Origin of the sequence: [Empedobacter] haloabium (genome assembly GCA_008011715.2) — a bacterium.
In the GTDB taxonomy this organism is placed as follows: Bacteria; Pseudomonadota; Gammaproteobacteria; order Burkholderiales; family Burkholderiaceae_D; genus Rugamonas; species Rugamonas haloabia.
Genome location: CP136508.1, coordinates 908,672 through 926,348, shown reverse-complemented (window position 1 = coordinate 926,348; position 17,677 = coordinate 908,672). Strand labels below are relative to the sequence as shown.

Annotated in this window: 14 protein-coding genes and 1 pseudogene; all 15 read right to left on the bottom strand. The window is 66.8% G+C overall.

The window, feature by feature from the left end:
• Positions 1–275: 275 nt before the first annotated feature.
• Entirely contained in the window at positions 276–779 is a 504-nt protein-coding gene (locus E7V67_004185; protein WUR14310.1) for a peroxiredoxin, read from the bottom strand.
• A gap of 155 nt (positions 780–934) precedes the next feature.
• Positions 935–2,146, bottom strand: a complete 1,212-nt coding sequence (gene ftsZ / locus E7V67_004180; protein WUR14309.1) for a cell division protein FtsZ — start codon at positions 2,144–2,146, stop codon at positions 935–937.
• A 160-nt stretch (positions 2,147–2,306) separates the two neighbouring features.
• A complete protein-coding gene (gene ftsA / locus E7V67_004175; protein ID WUR14308.1) occupies positions 2,307–3,539 on the bottom strand; it encodes a cell division protein FtsA in 1,233 nt (410 codons plus the stop codon).
• 92 nt (positions 3,540–3,631) lie between these two features.
• A pseudogene (locus E7V67_004170) lies at positions 3,632–4,397 on the bottom strand (cell division protein FtsQ/DivIB).
• Between the two features lie 7 nt (positions 4,398–4,404).
• On the bottom strand, positions 4,405–5,367 hold the full coding sequence (locus E7V67_004165; GenBank protein ID WUR14307.1) for a D-alanine--D-alanine ligase: 963 nt from the start codon (positions 5,365–5,367) through the stop codon (positions 4,405–4,407).
• Positions 5,368–5,376: 9 nt separating this feature from the next.
• A complete protein-coding gene (gene murC, locus E7V67_004160; protein ID WUR14306.1) occupies positions 5,377–6,771 on the bottom strand; it encodes a UDP-N-acetylmuramate--L-alanine ligase in 1,395 nt (464 codons plus the stop codon).
• A 7-nt stretch (positions 6,772–6,778) separates the two neighbouring features.
• Positions 6,779–7,849 (bottom strand): undecaprenyldiphospho-muramoylpentapeptide beta-N-acetylglucosaminyltransferase, encoded by a 1,071-nt coding sequence (murG, locus tag E7V67_004155; GenBank protein WUR14305.1) that lies wholly within the window; start codon positions 7,847–7,849, stop codon positions 6,779–6,781.
• Positions 7,846–9,045 carry a putative lipid II flippase FtsW gene (gene ftsW / locus E7V67_004150; GenBank protein WUR14304.1) on the bottom strand — a complete coding sequence of 400 codons (1,200 nt, stop codon included), beginning with the start codon at positions 9,043–9,045 and terminating at the stop codon, positions 7,846–7,848. The genes murG and ftsW overlap by 4 nt, the downstream gene beginning before the upstream one ends.
• The gene (murD, locus tag E7V67_004145; GenBank protein WUR14303.1) at positions 9,045–10,547 is read right to left on the bottom strand and encodes a UDP-N-acetylmuramoyl-L-alanine--D-glutamate ligase; all 1,503 of its coding nucleotides are present in this window, start codon (positions 10,545–10,547) and stop codon (positions 9,045–9,047) included. Before murD ends, ftsW begins: the two co-directional genes overlap by 1 nt.
• A gap of 7 nt (positions 10,548–10,554) precedes the next feature.
• Positions 10,555–11,724 carry a phospho-N-acetylmuramoyl-pentapeptide-transferase gene (mraY, locus tag E7V67_004140; GenBank protein ID WUR14302.1) on the bottom strand — a complete coding sequence of 390 codons (1,170 nt, stop codon included), beginning with the start codon at positions 11,722–11,724 and terminating at the stop codon, positions 10,555–10,557.
• A 2-nt stretch (positions 11,725–11,726) separates the two neighbouring features.
• The gene (gene murF, locus E7V67_004135; GenBank protein WUR14301.1) at positions 11,727–13,109 is read right to left on the bottom strand and encodes a UDP-N-acetylmuramoyl-tripeptide--D-alanyl-D-alanine ligase; all 1,383 of its coding nucleotides are present in this window, start codon (positions 13,107–13,109) and stop codon (positions 11,727–11,729) included.
• Positions 13,109–14,647 (bottom strand): UDP-N-acetylmuramoyl-L-alanyl-D-glutamate--2,6-diaminopimelate ligase, encoded by a 1,539-nt coding sequence (locus E7V67_004130; GenBank protein WUR14300.1) that lies wholly within the window; start codon positions 14,645–14,647, stop codon positions 13,109–13,111. The genes murF and E7V67_004130 overlap by 1 nt, the downstream gene beginning before the upstream one ends.
• Entirely contained in the window at positions 14,647–16,440 is a 1,794-nt protein-coding gene (locus E7V67_004125; protein ID WUR14299.1) for a penicillin-binding protein 2, read from the bottom strand. Before E7V67_004125 ends, E7V67_004130 begins: the two co-directional genes overlap by 1 nt.
• The gene (gene ftsL, locus E7V67_004120) at positions 16,437–16,709 is read right to left on the bottom strand and encodes a cell division protein FtsL (GenBank protein ID WUR14298.1); all 273 of its coding nucleotides are present in this window, start codon (positions 16,707–16,709) and stop codon (positions 16,437–16,439) included. The genes E7V67_004125 and ftsL overlap by 4 nt, the downstream gene beginning before the upstream one ends.
• Positions 16,706–17,677 carry a 16S rRNA (cytosine(1402)-N(4))-methyltransferase RsmH gene (gene rsmH, locus E7V67_004115; protein WUR14297.1) on the bottom strand — a complete coding sequence of 324 codons (972 nt, stop codon included), beginning with the start codon at positions 17,675–17,677 and terminating at the stop codon, positions 16,706–16,708. The genes ftsL and rsmH overlap by 4 nt, the downstream gene beginning before the upstream one ends.

Here is a 17,677-nt window from a genome sequence, read left to right as displayed (position 1 = left end):
CAGTCCCTAATGCCGCTAAGTTAAGGATGTAGGACTCACAGGGCCGCAGGCGTATCCCTCAACCCCAGGCCCAAAACCGGGGTCAGACCCGCCGGGTCTGACCCCAGCTCTCCGCTGTTGGGTGCAAAGCCGTCTGCAGCAGGCTAATGATTTTCCTTAACTTAGCGGCATTAGGGTCAGCCCCTGTGCAGGGACAGACCCCAGTCCCGCAAACGCAACAGGCCGCGCGGCATACCCCGCGCGGCCTGTCACCACGGCTTACTGCCAGCGCGGTATTACACCTGCCCCAGCATCGTCTCCGCGTTCGACACTTCAAACTTGCCGCCCTGCTCGACGTTGAGCTGCTTGACGACGCCGTCCTCGACCAGCATCGAGTAGCGCTGCGAGCGCGTGCCCATGCCGAACTTGGAGAAGTCGGCGTCCAGGCCCAGCGCCTTCGTGAACGCGGCGTTGCCGTCGCCGAACATGCGCACGATGCCCGTGGCCTTCAGTTCGCGGCCCCAGGCGCCCATCACGAACGCGTCGTTGACGGAGATGCACCAGATCTCGTCCACGCCCTTGGCTTTCAGCGCGTCGGCATGAGCGATGTAGCCCGGCACGTGCTGGGCCGAGCAGGTCGGCGTGTAGGCGCCCGGCAGGCCGAAGATGGCGATCTTCTTGCCCTTGGCCAGCTCTTGCACGTTGAACGTGTTCGGGCCCAGCGCGCAGCCTTCGGTTTCCACTTCGATGAATTCGGACAGGGTGCCTTCCGGCAGCTTGTCGCCGATCTTGATGGTCATGCTGACCTCCTTGTGTCTCTGTTCAGATGAAAAAAAGGCCGCGTCAGGCGCGGCCAGCCTCCGGCAGCAGTATGCCAGAGGGCGAGCAATCTTGCTCGAAAGGCCAGGCAGCTCTCACACCAGCCCGGCCGCGGCACCGCGAGGTGCCGAGTGAATCAGTCGGCCTGCTTGCGCAGGAACGCCGGAATGTCGTAGGTCTCCATGCCGTTCTTTTCCATCGCGCGCACCTGCTCGGAAGCCGATTCGCGGCGCCACACGGCCGGTGCCTTCATGCCTTCGAACGACTGGCCGGCGCCGATGCCCGTGCCCATCGTGACGGAGGTGGAACCCACGCCGCCGCCCAGCGCGGCCTGCGCGCCCAGGGCGCCGTTGGTACCGGTGCGCAGCATCTGCTGCGGCACCAGCTGCACGTGCTTCTTGGCCTTGCCCAGGCCCGTCGCCACGACGGTCACGCGGATCGCGTCGCCCATCGAATCGTCGTAGGCGATGCCCTGGGCGATCGACGCGTCCGGCGCGGCGAAGGCGCGCACGGCGGCCATGACTTCCTTGATCTCCTTGCCCTTCAGGCCGCGGCTGGCCGTGACGTTGACCAGCACGCCGCGCGCGCCGGACAGGTCGATGCCATCCAGCAGCGGCGACGCCACGGCCTGCTCGGCCGCGATGCGGGCGCGGTCCACGCCGGAGGCGGTGGCGGTGCCCATCATGGCCTTGCCCTGCTCGCCCATGATGGTCTTGACGTCGTTGAAGTCGACGTTGATGTGGCCCGGCACGTTGATGATCTCGGCGATACCGGCGACCGCGTTGTTCAACACGTCGTCGGCGTGCTGCAGCCACTCGATCAGCGATTCGTCTTCGTAGATCTCTTCCAGCTTCTCGTTCAGGATCACGATCAGCGAGTCGACGTTCTGCGACAGCTGCTCCAGGCCCTCGTCGGCGATGTCCATGCACTTCTGGCCTTCGTGCGAGAACGGCTTGGAGACGACGGCGACCGTCAGCGCGCCCAGCGACTTGGCCACTTCGGCCACGATCGGGGCCGCGCCCGTGCCCGTGCCGCCGCCCATGCCGGCGGCGATGAACACCATGTGCGCGCCGCGCAGCGCGTCTTCGATACGGGCACGCGACTCCTCGGCCAGCTTGCGGCCCACCTCGGGCTTCATGCCCGCGCCCAGGCCGGTCTCGCCGATCTGGATGATGTTGCCGGCCTTGGAAGCCGACAACGCCTGGGCATCGGTATTGGCGGCGATGAATTCGACGCCGCTCATCCCCTTGTTGATCATGTGCTGCACGGCGTTGCCGCCGGCCCCACCGACGCCGACGACCTTGATCACCGTTCCCAGTGCTGCGTTATCGACCATATCGAACTCCATGATGTGCTCCTAAAAGAATGCGGTTTCAAGCGCCAGGCCTCATATCGGTAGGAGAACTGGCGACTGAACAGCGCAAAATATAATTGAATGAGAAAACCCAAAAACCTGAAATCTTGTACCGTCCCGGCAGGCTGCGCCGCTCGCGCGCCGCGCCGCCTTGTTAAAAGTTCCCCAGGAACCACTCCTTCATGCGCTGCCACACCGCCTTCACTGACCCGTCCTGGCGCGTCACGATATGCCCGCGCAGATACTGCTTCTTCGCTTCCAGCAGCAGGCCGAGCACGGTGGCGTAGCGGGGGCTGCGCACCACGTCGGCCAGCTGGCCGCGATAATCCGGCGTCCCCATGCGCGCCGGCTTCAGGAAGATGTCCTCCGCCATTTCGACCATGCCAGGCATGATCGAGGTACCGCCGGTCAGCACGATGCCGGACGAGAGCACGCCCTCGTAGCCGGACTCGCGCACGACCTGGTGCACCATGGCGAACAGTTCCTCCACGCGCGGCTCGATGACGGCAGCCAGCGCCTGGCGGGAGAGGTTGCGGGGGCCGCGGTCGCCCAGGCCCGGCACTTCCAGGTGTTCCCCCGGATCTGCCAGCACCTGCTTGGCCACCCCGTAACGGATCTTGATTTCTTCCGCTTCCGAGGTGGGGGTCCGCAAGGCCATTGCGATGTCGTTGGTGATCTGGTCACCGGCGATAGGGATCACTGCCGTATGGCGGATCGCGCCGTCCGAGAACACTGCAACGTCGGTGGTGCCGCCGCCGATATCGATCAGCACTACACCCAATTCTTTTTCGTCCGGCGTGAGCACGGCGTCGGCCGATGCCATCGGCTGCAGGATCAGGTCGGAGACCTCGAGCCCGCAGCGGCGCACACACTTGACGATGTTCTGCACGGCGCTGACGGCGCCGGTCACGATGTGGACTTTCACTTCCAGGCGAATGCCGCTCATGCCGATCGGCTCGCGCACGTCTTCCTGGCTGTCGACGATGAATTCCTGGGGCACGGTATGGAGCAGTTGCTGATCCGTGGGGATGTTAACCGCTTTCGCCGTTTCGATGACGCGCGCCACGTCCGTCGCCGTGACTTCCTTTTCCTTGATGGCGACCATGCCGCTCGAGTTGAAGCTGCGGATATGGCTGCCCGCGATCCCGGCATACACGTTGCGGATCTTGCAGTCGGCCATCAGCTCCGCTTCCTCGAGGGCGCGCTGGATGGATTCCACGGTCGCTTCGATGTTGACCACCACGCCTTTCTTCAGGCCCTTCGATTCGTGCTGACCCAGCCCGATCACTTCGTGGCGTCCATCGCCCATCACCTCGGCCACCACCGCCACCACCTTCGAGGTGCCGATGTCGAGGCCGACGATCAGGTTTTTCGCGTCTTTTGTCATCTGTTTTGCCTGCTGTTCTTTTCGTCGTCGTTGCTGCCGCCGTACGGCTCGCATTGCTTTGTCTGTTGTGGTTTTACTGTCAAGTCTTACAGCTACCTGTGTGGCTTCTCGGCCGGTATCTTGAGTCCCGTCGCCGACAGTGCCAGACCGTTCTGGTAGCGCATGTCGATGTTCTCGATGTTCTGCACCCGGCTGGCCAGCTGGGGCCAGATGCCGACCAGGCGCTGCACTCGCTCCTTCAGCGTCGTCGGCGTCTGCTCGCGGCCCAGCGCCACGCTCATGCCGTTATCGAGCGTGACCGTCCACGCATAGCGGCTCGACAGCGCCAGGCCCTGCGGCACCAGCTGCACGGGGGCGAACCACTTGCGCAGTTCGCCGTAGCGCGTCAGCACTTCCTTCTCGCTGCCCTCCGGCCCGGAGAACTGCGGCAGTTCATGGTCCTCTTCCGCCTCGGCCAGGTTGGCGGTAAACACGTCACCCTTCACCGACAGCAGCCGGCCATCCTCGCCCCACGTGCCCAGCGCCTCGTGCTCTTCCACTTCCACGATCAGCTGGTCCGGCCATTCGCGTCGCACCGTGGCGCGCCGTACCCATGGCACCGCCTCGAACACCTGGCGCACCGCGTCCAGGTTGGCCGTGAAGAAGTTCCCGGCAATGCGGCCCTGCGTGCCGTTCTTCAGGGTCAAGAGGTTTTACGTGGCGCAGCTCGGCGCGGTCCAGAGACTCAACGCGGATGGTGCGCAAATCGAATACAGGACGGTGCGCGACCCACCACACGCCTGCGGCAACGCAAGCGCCCACCACCACGGCGAAAATGCCGTTGGCGGTTGCATTCAGGGCTTTCGCGTCATGCCACATGTGTCTCTCAACCCTTGGCGTTCTTCAGGCGCGCCGTGCGCAGGATCGCCACGCACAGCTCTTCGTACGACATGCCCACCGCGCGCGCGGCCATCGGCACCAGCGAGTGGCTGGTCATGCCGGGCGACGTGTTCACCTCCAGCAGGAACGGCTGGTTATCCTCGGCGCGCAGCAGCACGTCGACCCGGCCCCAGCCCTCGCAGCCGAGGGTGCGGTAGGCCTGCACGGCCAGGCGCTGCATCTCGGCCTGCGTCGCTTCGTCCAGCTGCGGCGGGCAGAAGTACTGCGTCACGTCCGTGAAGTACTTGTTCTGGTAGTCGTAGTCGCCCTGCGGCGCCACGATCTCCACCACCGGCAGCGCGCGCGCGTCCGCGCCCGTGCCCAGCACGGCCACGGTGAACTCGCGCCCGGCCACGAAGGATTCGGCCAGTACCGAGTCGTCCAGCGGCGCGCACTTGTCGTAGGCGGCCTGGAAGTCGGCCAGCGCCGTCACCTTGGAGAAGCCGATCGACGAGCCCTCGTGCGGCGGCTTGACGATCAGCGGCAGGCCCAGGTGGGCGGCGGCCGCGTTCAGGTCCGAGTCCGGGTGCAGCACGGCATACGCCGGCGTGGGAATGCCTTCCTTCAGCCACAGGATCTTGGTCGTGATCTTGTCCATCGCGATCGCGCTGGTCATCACGCCGCTGCCCGTGTACGGGATGCCCAACAGCTCCAGCGCGCCCTGCAGCGTGCCGTCCTCGCCGTAGCGGCCGTGCAGCGCGATGAACACGCGGTCGAACTTTTCCGCCGCCAGCTCGGCCAGCGAACGGGTGCCGGTATCGAAGCCGTGCGCGTCGACACCCTGGCTTTGCAGCGCCTGCAGCACGCCGGTGCCGGACATGATGGACACGTCACGCTCGGCGGAGCGGCCGCCCAGCAGCACGCCAACCTTGCCCAGTGCCCGGATTTCGTCTTGAGTGAGAGTCGTCATTGCCGTGCCTCAGTTGTTCGGTTGGTAGTTGACCAGTTTGGCCGGCACGCCGCCGATCGCGCCCGCGCCCATCGTCAGCACGACGTCGCCGTCGCGCACCACGTTCATGATCGCTTCCGGCAGGTCGGCGATGGTCTCGACGAAGACGGGTTCGGCGCGGCCGCGGGCGCGGATGGCGCGCACCAGCGCGCGGCCGTCGGCGCCCACGATCGGCGCCTCGCCGGCCGGATACACGTCCACCAGCACCAGCATGTCGACCTTCGCCAGCACCTTGACGAAGTCCTCGAACAGGTCGCGCGTGCGGCTGTAGCGATGCGGCTGGAACGCCAGCACGATGCGGCGGCCCGGATACGCGGCGCGCGCCGCGGCCAGGGTCACTTCCGTCTCGACCGGATGGTGGCCGAAGTCGTCCACCAGCGCGAACGTGGCACCGTTCGGGGCGGTCACGTCGCCATACTTGGTGAAGCGGCGGCCCACGCCGGCAAATTCGGCCAGGCCGGCCTGCGTGTCCTTGTCCTCGATGCCGATCTCGCGTGCGATGGCGATGGCCGAGCAGGCGTTCTGCACATTGTGCATGCCGGGCTGGTTCAGCACGAAGTCGGTGTCCGGATAGCCTTCCTGCTGCACCGTGAAATGCATCTGCGTGCCGACGGCGCGCGCATTGATGGCGCGCACCTCGGCGTCTTCGGCGAAACCGTAGGTGGTCACCGGCTTCGTCACCTGCGGCAGGATGCTGCGCACGTGCGGATCGTCCACGCACAGCATCGCGCGGCCGTAGAACGGCAGGCGGTGCGTGAAGTGGACAAATGCGGCCTTGAGCTTCTCGAAGTCGTGCTCGTAGGTGTCCATGTGATCGGCGTCGATGTTGGTGATCACTTCGATCATCGGCGCCAGGTTCAGGAACGATGCGTCCGATTCGTCCGCTTCCGCCACCAGGTATTCGCCCGAGCCCAGCTTGGCATTGGCGCCAGCCGCGGTCAGGCGTCCGCCGATCACGAACGTCGGATCGAGGCCGCCCTTGTACAGCACGGAAGCGACCAGCGACGTCGTCGTCGTCTTGCCGTGCGTGCCGGCGATGGCGATGCCGCGCTTCAGGCGCATCAGCTCACCCAGCATGACGGCGCGCGGCACGATCGGGATCTTGCGCCGGCGCGCTTCCAGCACTTCCGGATTGTCCGCCTTGACGGCGGTGGACGTCACGACGGCATCGGCGTCGCCGATGAATTCGGCCGCGTGGCCCTGGTGCACGGTCGCGCCCATGTCGGCCAGGCGCTGCGTGACCGCATTGCTGCCCAGGTCCGAGCCGGACACGTTGTAGCCGAGCGTGACCAGCACCTCTGCGATGCCGCTCATGCCGCTGCCGCCGATGCCGACGAAGTGAATGTTCTTGACTTTATGCTTCATATTCTTCTTATGCCAGTTGCTCTAATACCGTTGCGATCGCGTCATTCGCGTCGCGCTTGCCCACCGCGTGGGCCGCTGCCGCCATCCGCTCGCACTCGGCGCGTGTCAGGCTGCGCAGCAGCTCGGCGACTTTCTGCGCCGACAGTTCCGTCTGCGGCAGGTGGATCGATGCCTGCTGCCTTGCCATCCATTGCGCGTTGTCGCGCTGGTGGCTGGTGGTGGAGGCGACCAGCGGCACCAGCACGCTGGCGACACCCGCCGCCGTCAATTCCGAGACCGTGATGGCGCCGGCACGGCAGATCACCACGTCCGCGCGCGCGTACTCGCCCGCCATGTCGTCGATGAAGTCGACCACGTTGGCCGCCACGCCGGCTTGCGCATACGCGGCGCGCAGCGCGTCGATGTTCTTCTTGCCCGACTGGTGCGTGACCTGTGGGCGCTCGCCTTCGGCCAGCAGCGCAAGCCCGGCCGGCAGCGCATCGTTCAGCGCCCTGGCACCCAGGCTGCCGCCCACCACCAGCACGCGCAGCGGACCGGAACGGCCGGCGAAGCGCTGCGCGGGTGCCGGCAGGTCGAGGATCTCGCGCCGCACCGGATTGCCCGTCACCGTGGCCTTCGAAGCGGCGCTGCCGAAATCGGCGGGGAAGCCGAAGCAGACCCGCGCCGCCACCGGCGCCAGGGTCTTGTTCGACAGCAGCAGCGCCGCGTCGGCATTGACCAGCACCAGCGGCACGCCGCGCAGCTTCGCCATCATCCCGCCCGGTACCGTCACGTAGCCGCCCATGCCCAGCACCACGTCCGGTTTCCTGCGGCCGATGTAGCCGAAGCAGTCGGCGAACGCCTTCACCATCTTGAAGGCGCCGCTCACCGTGTGGCCCAGGCCCTTGCCGCGCATGCCGCTGAAATGGATCGCGTCCAGCGCCACGCCCTGCTTCGGCACCAGTTCCTGCTCCATGCCGTGCGAGGTGCCCAGCCACGTCACTTCCCAGCCGCGTGCGCGCATCGTCTGCGCGATCGCCAGGCCAGGGAAGATGTGGCCGCCGGTGCCGGCCGCCATGATCATCAGGCGCTTCGTCATACCCGCCCTCCCCGCATCAGCACGCGGTTTTCGTAGTCGATGCGCAGGAGGATCGCCAGGCCCACGCAGTTGATGACGACACCGGAGCCGCCATAACTCATCAGCGGCAAGGTCAGGCCCTTGGTCGGCAGCAGCCCCAGGTTCACGCCCATGTTGATGAAGCACTGCACGCCGATCCAGATGCCGATGCCCTTCGCCACCAGGCCGGCGAAGGTCTGGTCGATGGCGATGGCCTGGCGGCCGATGTCGAACGCACGCTTGACGATCCAGTAGAACAGCGCAATCACGACCAGCACGCCCACCAGGCCCAGTTCCTCGCCGATCACGGCCAGCAGGAAGTCGGTATGCGCCTCGGGCAGGTAATGCAGCTTCTCGACGCTGCCGCCCAGGCCAACGCCGAACAGTTCGCCGCGGCCGAACGCGATCAGCGAGTGCGTCAGCTGGTAGGCCTTGTTCAGCGCGTTCTCCTCCTCCCACGGATTGAGGTAGGCGAAGAAACGGTCGCGCCGGAATTTCGACAGCGCGATGATCGACACGAAGATCGTCACCAGCATCGCGCCGATGCCGCCGAACCAGACCGCGTTGACGCCGCCCAGGAACAGGATGCCCATGGCGATGCAGACGATCACGCCGAACGCGCCCAGGTCGGGCTCCAGCAGCAGCAACAGGCCGACGAAACTGACGGCCAGCGCCATCGGCAGGAAGCCCTTGGTCAGCTTGTGCATGTATTCCTGCTTGCGCACCGTGTAGTCGGCCGCGTACAACACCATGATCAGCTTCATCACCTCGGAAGGCTGACCCAGGCCGAACGGCAGCCAGCGCCGGCCGCCATTGACGACGATGCCGATGCCGGGAATCAGCACCAGCACCAACAACAGCAGCGTGGCGATGAACAGGTAAGGCGCGCCCGCCTGCAGCGTGGCCACGGGCACCCGGAACACACACGCGCCGATGACCGCGGCGATCAGGATGAACGTGGCCTGGCGCTGCAGGAAGTAAGTATTCGAATAGGCGGCGAACTTGGGCGAATCCGGCAGCGCGATCGAAGCGGAATACACCATCACCATCCCCAGCAGCATGAGCAGGATCACGACCCACACCAGCGGCTGGTCGTATTCCATCATGCGCGACTGGCGCGCGCGGATATCGATCGGCGTCGCCGTCGATCCGCCCGCGAATTTGAATGGCAGCTGCATCAGATCTCCTGCCCCGCGTCCAGCGCCAGCTCGCGCACGGTGTCGATGAACACCTGCGCGCGATGCGCGTAGTTCTTGAACATGTCCAGGCTGGCGCAGGCCGGCGACAGCAGCACGGCGTCGCCGCCATGCGCCAGCGCGGCGGCGCGCTTGGTGGCCTCTTCCAGCGTGGCGCAATCCTCCAGGCGCACGCCGGCATCGACCAGCGCGGCGCGGATGGCCGGAGCGTCGCGGCCGATCAGCAGCACCGCCCGCACGTGGCGCGCGACCGGGTCGGCCAGCGGCTCGAATGCCTGGCCCTTGCCGTCGCCGCCGGCGATCAGCACCAGCTTCTGGTTTTCGCCGCCGAAGCTCTTGCCGAGGCCATCGATGGCGGCCACGGTGGCGCCGACATTGGTGCCCTTGCTGTCGTCGTAGAACTCGACGCCGTCGATCGCCGCCACCAGCTCGACACGGTGCGGCTGGCCTTTGTAGTCGCGCAGCGCGTGCAGCAGCGGCGCGAACGGCAGGCCAATGGCACGGCACAGCGCCAGCGCGGCCAGCGCGTTCGAGGCATTGTGCGTGCCGCGGATCTGCAGCGCATCGGCCGGCATCAGCTTCTTCAGGTAGGTCTCGACGACGGGCGCAGGCTCGTTCTTGCGGCGCTTCTTCGGCTCGGCGTCATCCACCGGCTCGCTGGTGGCCAGCCAGTACACGCCGCGCTCGTTGACGAGGCCGAAGCTGCCCGGCGCTTCCGGCGCATCGGTGCCGAAGGTGACGTTGACGCCAGTCGGGTCAGCCATGCGCAGGGTCACCGCGTCATTGCGGTTCAATACCCGCACGGTATCCGGGCCAAAGATGCGCGCCTTGTCGTGCGCATAGGCGTCCATCGTGCCGTGCCAGTCGAGGTGATCCTGGGTCACGTTCAGCACCGTCGCCGCGTCCGCGCGCAGGCTGTACGTCGTGTGCAGCTGGAAGCTGGACAGCTCCAGCACCCAGGCTTGCGGCAGCGTGTCCGTGTCCGCCATGGCCTCGCGCAGCACGTCCAGTGCGGCCGGGCTGATATTGCCGGCCACGCGCACGGTCAGGCCGGCGCGCTCGCACAGCTGGCCGGTAAGGGTCGTGACGGTGGTCTTGCCGTTGGTGCCGGTGATGGCGATGACCTTCGGCGCATAGCCGCGGTCTTCCTTCAGCCAGGCCAGGGCCTGGGCGAAGATCTCGATCTCGCCCCACACCGGGATATTGGCGGCCTGCGCCGCCGGCATGATCTCGGCCAGCTCGCGGTGCGGCGCCAGGCCCGGGCTGACGGCGACGAAGTCGACGCCATCGAGCAGCTTCGCGTCGAACGGCCCGGCCACGAACTGCGTGCCCGGCAGCGTTTCGCGCAGCACGGGCAGGCGATCGGGCACGGCGCGCGTGTCCGCCACGCGCAGCAGAGCGCCGCAGCGGGCCAGCCACTGCGCCATCGCCAGGCCCGATTCGCCGAGCCCCAGTACCAGTGCGATTTTGCCGTTGTAGATCATGGTCGGATCAGCGCAGTTTCAGGGTGGAGAGGCCCAGCAGCACGAGCATCATCGTGATGATCCAGAAGCGCACGACGACCTGCGTCTCCTTCCAGCCCTTCTGTTCGAAATGGTGGTGCAGCGGCGCCATCAGGAACACCCGGCGGCCCACGCCGTAGCGCTTCTTGGTGTACTTGAACCAGCCCACCTGGATGATCACGGAAACTGTTTCGGCGACGAAGATGCCGCCCATGATGAACAGCACGATCTCTTGGCGCACGACGACGGCGATGGTGCCGAGCGCGCCGCCCAGCGCCAGCGCGCCGACGTCGCCCATGAAGACCTGGGCGGGGTGCGTGTTATACCAGAGGAAGGCCAGGCCCGCGCCGGCCATCGCGCCCACGAAGATGATCAGCTCGCCGGCACCCGGGATGTGCGGGATGAACAGGTATTTCGAGTAGGTGGCGCTGCCGGTCAGGTAGGCGAACAGGCCCAGGGCGGAGCCGACCATCACGGTCGGCATGATGGCCAGGCCGTCCAGCCCGTCGGTGAAGTTGACGGCGTTGGACGAGCCGACGATCACGCAGTAGGTCAGCGCGATGAAGCCCCACACGCCCAGCGGGTAGCTGATCGTCTTGAAGAATGGCACGATCAGGTCGGCTTTTGGCGGCAGGTCCATCGAGAAGCCGGATTGCACCCAGGCGAAGAACAGGCGGAACACCTCGGCCGGCGTGGGTGCCGACACCGAGAACGCCAGGTACAGCGCGGCGGCCACGCCGACCAGCGACTGCCAGAAGTATTTCTCGGCCGAGCGCATGCCCTCCGGGTCCTGCCGTACGACCTTGCGGTAGTCGTCCACCCAGCCGACCAGGCCGAAGCCGATCGTCACGACCATCACGGGCCAGATCAGGCGATTGGACCAGTCGCACCACAACAGGGTCGAGATGCCGATCGCGATCAGCAGCAGCACGCCGCCCATCGTCGGGGTGCCGTGCTTCTTCAGGTGCGTCTGCGGACCGTCGGTACGGACGGCCTGGCCGTACTTCATTGCCGTCAGCTTGCGGATCACGGCCGGACCGGCCAACAGGCCGATCAGCAATGCGGTGATCGTCGCGAACACGGCGCGGAACGTGATGAAGTTAAAGACGCGGAAGGCGCCGATGTCGTCCTGCAGATACTGTGCGAGCCAGAGCAGCATGATTAGTGTGAGTCCTTGTTAGCTTGTTGCGATCCAATCAAATGCTGCACGACCCGTTCCATCTTCATGAAACGGGAGCCCTTGATCAATACGGTCGTCTCCGGCGTTACCGCCGCGTCCACGGCGGACAGCAACGCGTCGAATTGTTCGAAATGGCGGGCGTGCGCGCGCATGTGCGCGGCCAGCTCGCCCGTGACGAGCACCTGCTCGATGCCCTTGGCTGCCGCGTAGGCGGCAATCTCTTCGTGGAACTCGCGGCCCTGCGTGCCGACCTCGCCCATGTCGCCCAGCACCAGCACGCGCGGCGCCGGCGCGTTGGCCAGCACGTCGATGGCGGCGCGCACGGAATCGGGATTGGCGTTGTAGGTGTCGTCGATGACGACGGCCCCATTGCTTGCGAGTTTCCTTTGCAGGCGCCCGCTGACGGGCGCGAAGTGGTCCAGCCCTTGCTTGATCTTTTCCAGCGGCACGCCGGCGGCGTAGGTGCAGGCGATCGCCGCCAGCGCGTTCTTCACGTTGTGCTCACCGGCGGCCTGCAGGCCGACGAAGAACTGCAGCGGCTCGCCATCCGTGCGGATCGTGACGAACATGTCGTTGCCGAAGTCGCCCGCGCGGAACGTGCAGCTGACGTCCGCGTCCTTGGTCAGGCCGAAGGTCAGCGCGCGGCGATTGCCGGCCAGCTCGCGCCAGATCGGCGTGAATTCGTCCTGGTCGGGAAACACCGCCACGCCATCGGCCGGCAGCGCGGCCAGCACGGAGCCGTTCTCGCGCGCCACCGCTTCCACCGTGTGCATGAATTCCTGGTGTTCGCGCTGCGCGTTGTTCACCAGGCCAATCGTCGGCGCGGCGATCGCCGCCAGCCGGCCGATCTCGCCCGGATGGTTCATGCCCAGTTCCACGACCGCCGAGCGGTGCGCCGGCGTCAGGCGGAACAGGGTCAGCGGCACGCCGATCTCGTTATTCAGGTTGCCGCGCGTGGCCAGCCGGGCGTCCTCGCCATCGGCGGCGGCCAGGATCGCGGCGATCATTTCCTTCACCGTCGTCTTGCCGTTGCTGCCGGTGACGCCGATCAGCGGCAGCGCGAACTTGTTGCGCCAGTAGTTGGCAATGCGGCCCAGCGCCACCAGCGTATCGGGCACCACGATGGCGGGCAGCGTCCAGCCATCCGGCAGCGCGTGGACCACGACGGCGGCCACGTTCTTGCCCGCCACCTGCGGCAGGAAGTCGTGCGCATCGAACACCTCGCCGCGCAGCGCGACGAACAGCGCACCCGGCGCCACCGTGCGGCTGTCGGTGGAGACGCCGTCGAACGGCAGTTCGCCGGACGGCCCGACGTAGCTGGCGCCCGGCAGCGCGGAGAGGATCTCGGCAACGGTCGCGCGCATCAGCCCGGCCTCATCATCGTCAGGCGGGCCGACAGGGCCAGCTGGGCGTGGTCGGCATCCGAGAACGGCAGCTTCTTGCCCTTGATTTCCTGGTATGGCTCATGGCCTTTGCCGGCCACGAGGATCACGTCGTTCTTGCCGGCGTGCTTGATGGCCGAGAGGATCGCGGCGGCGCGGTCCTCGATCGTCTGGACGGCCGCCGGCAGGCTCCGGTCCATGCCCGCCACGATCTGCTCGATGATCGCGTGCGGCTCCTCGCTGCGCGGATTGTCGCTGGTGACCAGCACGTGGTCGGCCGCCTGCGCGATCCGGCCCATTTGCGGGCGCTTGCCTGGGTCGCGGTCGCCGCCGCAGCCGAACACGCACCACAGCTGGCCGTTGCGGTCCTGCGCCACGCTGCGCAGCACGTCAACGGTCTTTTCCAGCGCGTCCGGCGTGTGGGCGTAGTCGATGACGACCATCGGCGCCTCGTTGCCGCCCACGAGCTGCATGCGGCCCGGCGCCGGCGTCAGCGCCTCGATGGCATCGACCGCCGCGCGCAGCGGCAGGCCTTTCGCCAGCAGCGCACCCAGCACGCCCAGCGCGTTGCTGACGTTGAACGAGCCCACCAGCTGGGTGCGCACGTGCGCCCCGCCCAGCGGCGAGTCCAGGTTGAATTCGGTGCCGGCGCTGCGGGTGCGCACCTGGCCGGCGCGCAGCATCGTCACGCCCGGCAGGTCCGGCTGGGCGGCGGCGTCCTTCAGCGTGTAGCCGGTGACCTGCGCCTGGCCCTGCGCGGCCACGTGCCGTGCCAGACGGAGGCCGGCCTCGTCGTCCAGGTTGATCACGGCGTGCTTCAGGCCGGGCCAGTCGAACAGGCGGCGCTTGGCGGCCTCGTAGGCCTCCATGGTGCCGTGGAAGTCCAGGTGGTCGCGCGTCAGATTGGTAAACAACGCCACGTCGAAATGCATGCCGTCCACCCGGCCCTGTTCCAGCCCGATCGACGATACCTCGATCGCCAGCGCGGCCGCGCCGGCGGCGCGGCACTCGGCCAGCGTGCGGGCCAGCAGCACCTGGTCCGGCGTGGTGTAGCCGGTCGCGTCGAACGCCGGTTCGGCGCGGCCCTGGAACAGCGCCACACCCAGCGTGCCGATCACGGCTGCGGTGTCGCCGCCGCGGGCCAGCGCGTGGCCCAGCCAGACGGCGCTGGACGTCTTGCCGTTGGTGCCCGTCACGCCGACCGTGAACATGGCCGCATCGGGCATGTCGTAGAAGCCGTGCGCGATCGGGCCGGCCTGGCGCTTCAGGTCCGGCACGGCCAGGTTGGCCACCGTCCATTCGGGCTTCCAGTCGAAACCGGCGGGGTCGTACACGACCGCCGCGGCACCCTGCGCGATGGCGGCGCCGATGAAGGCGCGGCCGTCGCCGGCGCCCTCGCCCGGATAGGCGAAGAAGACGTCGCCCGCCTCGATGCGGCGCGAGTCCGAGGCCAGCTGCCCGGCGGGCGCGGCCTGTTTGATCCAGTTGCTGATGTCTTTATTGTTCTTCATGTCGCTCATTACATGGCCTCCGGTCCGGTATCGGTCGGCACGACGATTTCCGTGACCGTGGAATCGGGCGGAACGTTCATGGCCCGCAGCGCGTTCTCCGCCACTTTGGCGAACGTCGGCGCGGCCACCTGGCCGCCGTAGTGCCCACCCTGGGTGGGTTCGTCGATCATCACGGCGATGATGAAACGCGGTGCCGACATCGGCACGATGCCGACGAACGAACCGATGTACTTGCGCGGTATCGCATAGCGGCCGTTCTCCACCTTGTAGGCGGTACCGGTCTTGCCACCCACGCGGTAGCCGGGGATCTGGGCCTTCTTGGCGGTGCCGTCCTTGCCGGAGACAACCATCTCCAGCATCTCGCGCATCGCGCGCGCCGTCTCCGGCTTGATGATCTGCTGGCCCACCGGCATGTCATGCGATTTCTGGAACGTCAGCGGGATCGTGTCGCCGTTACGCGCGAACATCATGTACGAACGGGCCAGCTGGATGAGCGAGACGGAGATGCCGTTACCATAGCTCATCGTGGCCTGTTCGACGGGGCGCCAGGATTTGTACGGCCGTACGCGGCCCGCCACGGCGCCGGGGAAGCCCCACTTCGGCTGCTGGCCGAAGCCCACCTTGGTAAACATCTCCCACATATCCTGCGCCGGCATCGACAGCGCCATCTTCGACGTGCCGATATTGGACGACATCTCGACGATCTGCTGCACCGTGATGACGCCGTGCGCCTTGGTGTCGGAAATCGTGCGATCGAGGATCTGCAGGCGGCCGTTGCCGGTGTCGATGGTCGTGTGCGGCGACACCTTGCCCTTGTCCAGCGCCAGCGCCACGGTGATCGGCTTCAGGGTCGAGCCGGGCTCGAACGAGTCGGTCATCACGCGGTTGCGCAGCTGCGCGCCGGTCAGCGCGCGGCGGTCGTTGGGGTCGTAGCTGGGGTAGTTGGCCAGTGCCAGCACCTCGCCCGTATGCACGTCCAGCACCACGGCGGCGCCGGCCTTGGCCTTGAACTGCTCCACCGCGCCCTTCAGCTGCGTGAAGGCGATGTACTGGATTTTCGAATCGACCGACAGCACCAGGTCCTTGCCGTCGTGCGGTTCGTGCTTGGCGCCGATGTCCTCGACGATGTGGCCCAGGCGGTCCTTGATGACGCGGCGCGAGCCGGGCGTGCCGACCAGCGTTTTCTGCTGCGCCAGCTCCATCGATTCCTGGCCCACGTCTTCCACGTTGGTGAAGCCGACCACGTGCGTCATCACCTCGCCCTGCGGGTAGAAGCGCTTGTATTCCTTGCGGGTGTCGATGCCGTCGATCTTCAGTTTCGCGATCTGGTCGGCCACGTCCTGCTCCACCTGGCGTTTCAGGTAGACGAAGTTGCGGTCCGAGTCGAGCTTCTTGCGCAGGTCGGCCTCGCTCATGTCGAGCAGGCGCGCCAGTTCGCGCAGCTTCTCGGGGGGCGCCTGCAGTACGTCGTCCGGAATCGCCCAGATCGCCTTGACGGGGATCGACGAGGCCAGCACCTGGCCGTTGCGATCGGTGATCTTGCCGCGCGTGGCCGGCAGCTCGATGGTGCGCGCATAGCGCGCCTCGCCCTGCTTCTGCAGGAACTGGGTGGACAGGCCCTGCAGCCACAGCGCGCGGCCGGCCAGCGCGGCAAACGCGGCAAACAGCACGAACAGCACCACGCGCGAGCGCCACGTGGGCAGGCGCACCGCCAGCACGGGGCTGCGCGAGAACGACACCCCCTTCGACGCGGCGACGCGAGCGCCGGCGGCGGCGCTGGCCCGGCTGGTGGCGCGCGTCATTCGCCGCCCTCCGTCAGGTATTGCGTGCGCGCCGGCGTCAGGGGCGTCATTTCCAGGTCGCGCCGGGCGATTTCCTCGATGCGGGCATGCTTGCCCAGGGTGGACTGATCGAGCTGCAGCTGGGCCCATTCGATATCGAGCTGGCGCGCCTGCGACTGCGCGCGTTCCAGTTCGATGAACAGGTGGCGCGCCTCGTATTGCGAGCGCACCAGCGACAGCGCGCAGATGACCAGCAGCGCGGCCAGCACGGCGTTGATCTTGCCGCTCATCGTGCCGCTCCCGGATGGTTGGTGGCGAGGCGCTGCGCCACACGCATGACGGCCGAGCGAGCTCGCGGATTGGCGTCGACCTCGGCGTCCGACGGCTTGATCTTCGCCAGCAGCTTCATTTCCGGCTGCGGCAAGTCGACGGCGCGGATCGGCAGCCGGCGGTCCGGCTGGGCCACGTTGACCTTGTCGGCAAAGAAGCGCTTGACGATGCGGTCTTCCAGCGAATGGAAGCTGATGACGGCCATGATGCCGCCGATCGCCAGCGCGTCGTAGGCCTGCCTCAGGCCTGCTTCGAGGTCCTCAAGCTCCTGATTGACGAAAATCCGGATAGCCTGAAAGGTCCTTGTGGCCGGATCCTTGCCCTTCTCCCGGGTTTTGACCGCGCCTGCCACGATGCCGGCAAGCTGTCGTGTGCTTGAAATTGGTTCGACTGCCCGGCGAGCAACAATCGCCTTTGCAATCTGAAAAGCAAACCGTTCTTCCCCATATTCCCTGATTACCTTTTCCAGTGTCTGTTCGGATTCCGTGGCAAGCCACTGTGCCGCCGAGATGCCGCGCGTGGTGTCCATGCGCATATCGAGCGGGCCGTCATTGCGGAAGGAGAAACCGCGTGCCGCGTCGTCCACCTGGGGCGACGAGATGCCCAGGTCCAGCAGCACGCCGTCCACGTGCGCGATCCCGCGTTCGGCCAGCGCCGCCGCCATGGTGGCGAAGCTGTCGTGGACGATGGTGAACCGCGCGTCGGCAACGCCTTGCGCGGTGGCGATGGCCTGCGGGTCCTTGTCGAACGCGATCAGGCGGCCATTGCGGCCGAGGCGCGACAGCAGCAGGCGGCTGTGGCCACCGCGGCCGAAGGTGCCGTCGATGTAGATGCCGTCGGCGCGCGCGCCGGCAATGGCCAGCGCATCGACCGCTTCGTCTAACAGCACCGTACGATGCTGGAATTCTGGCACCGCTGTGTTGGTCAT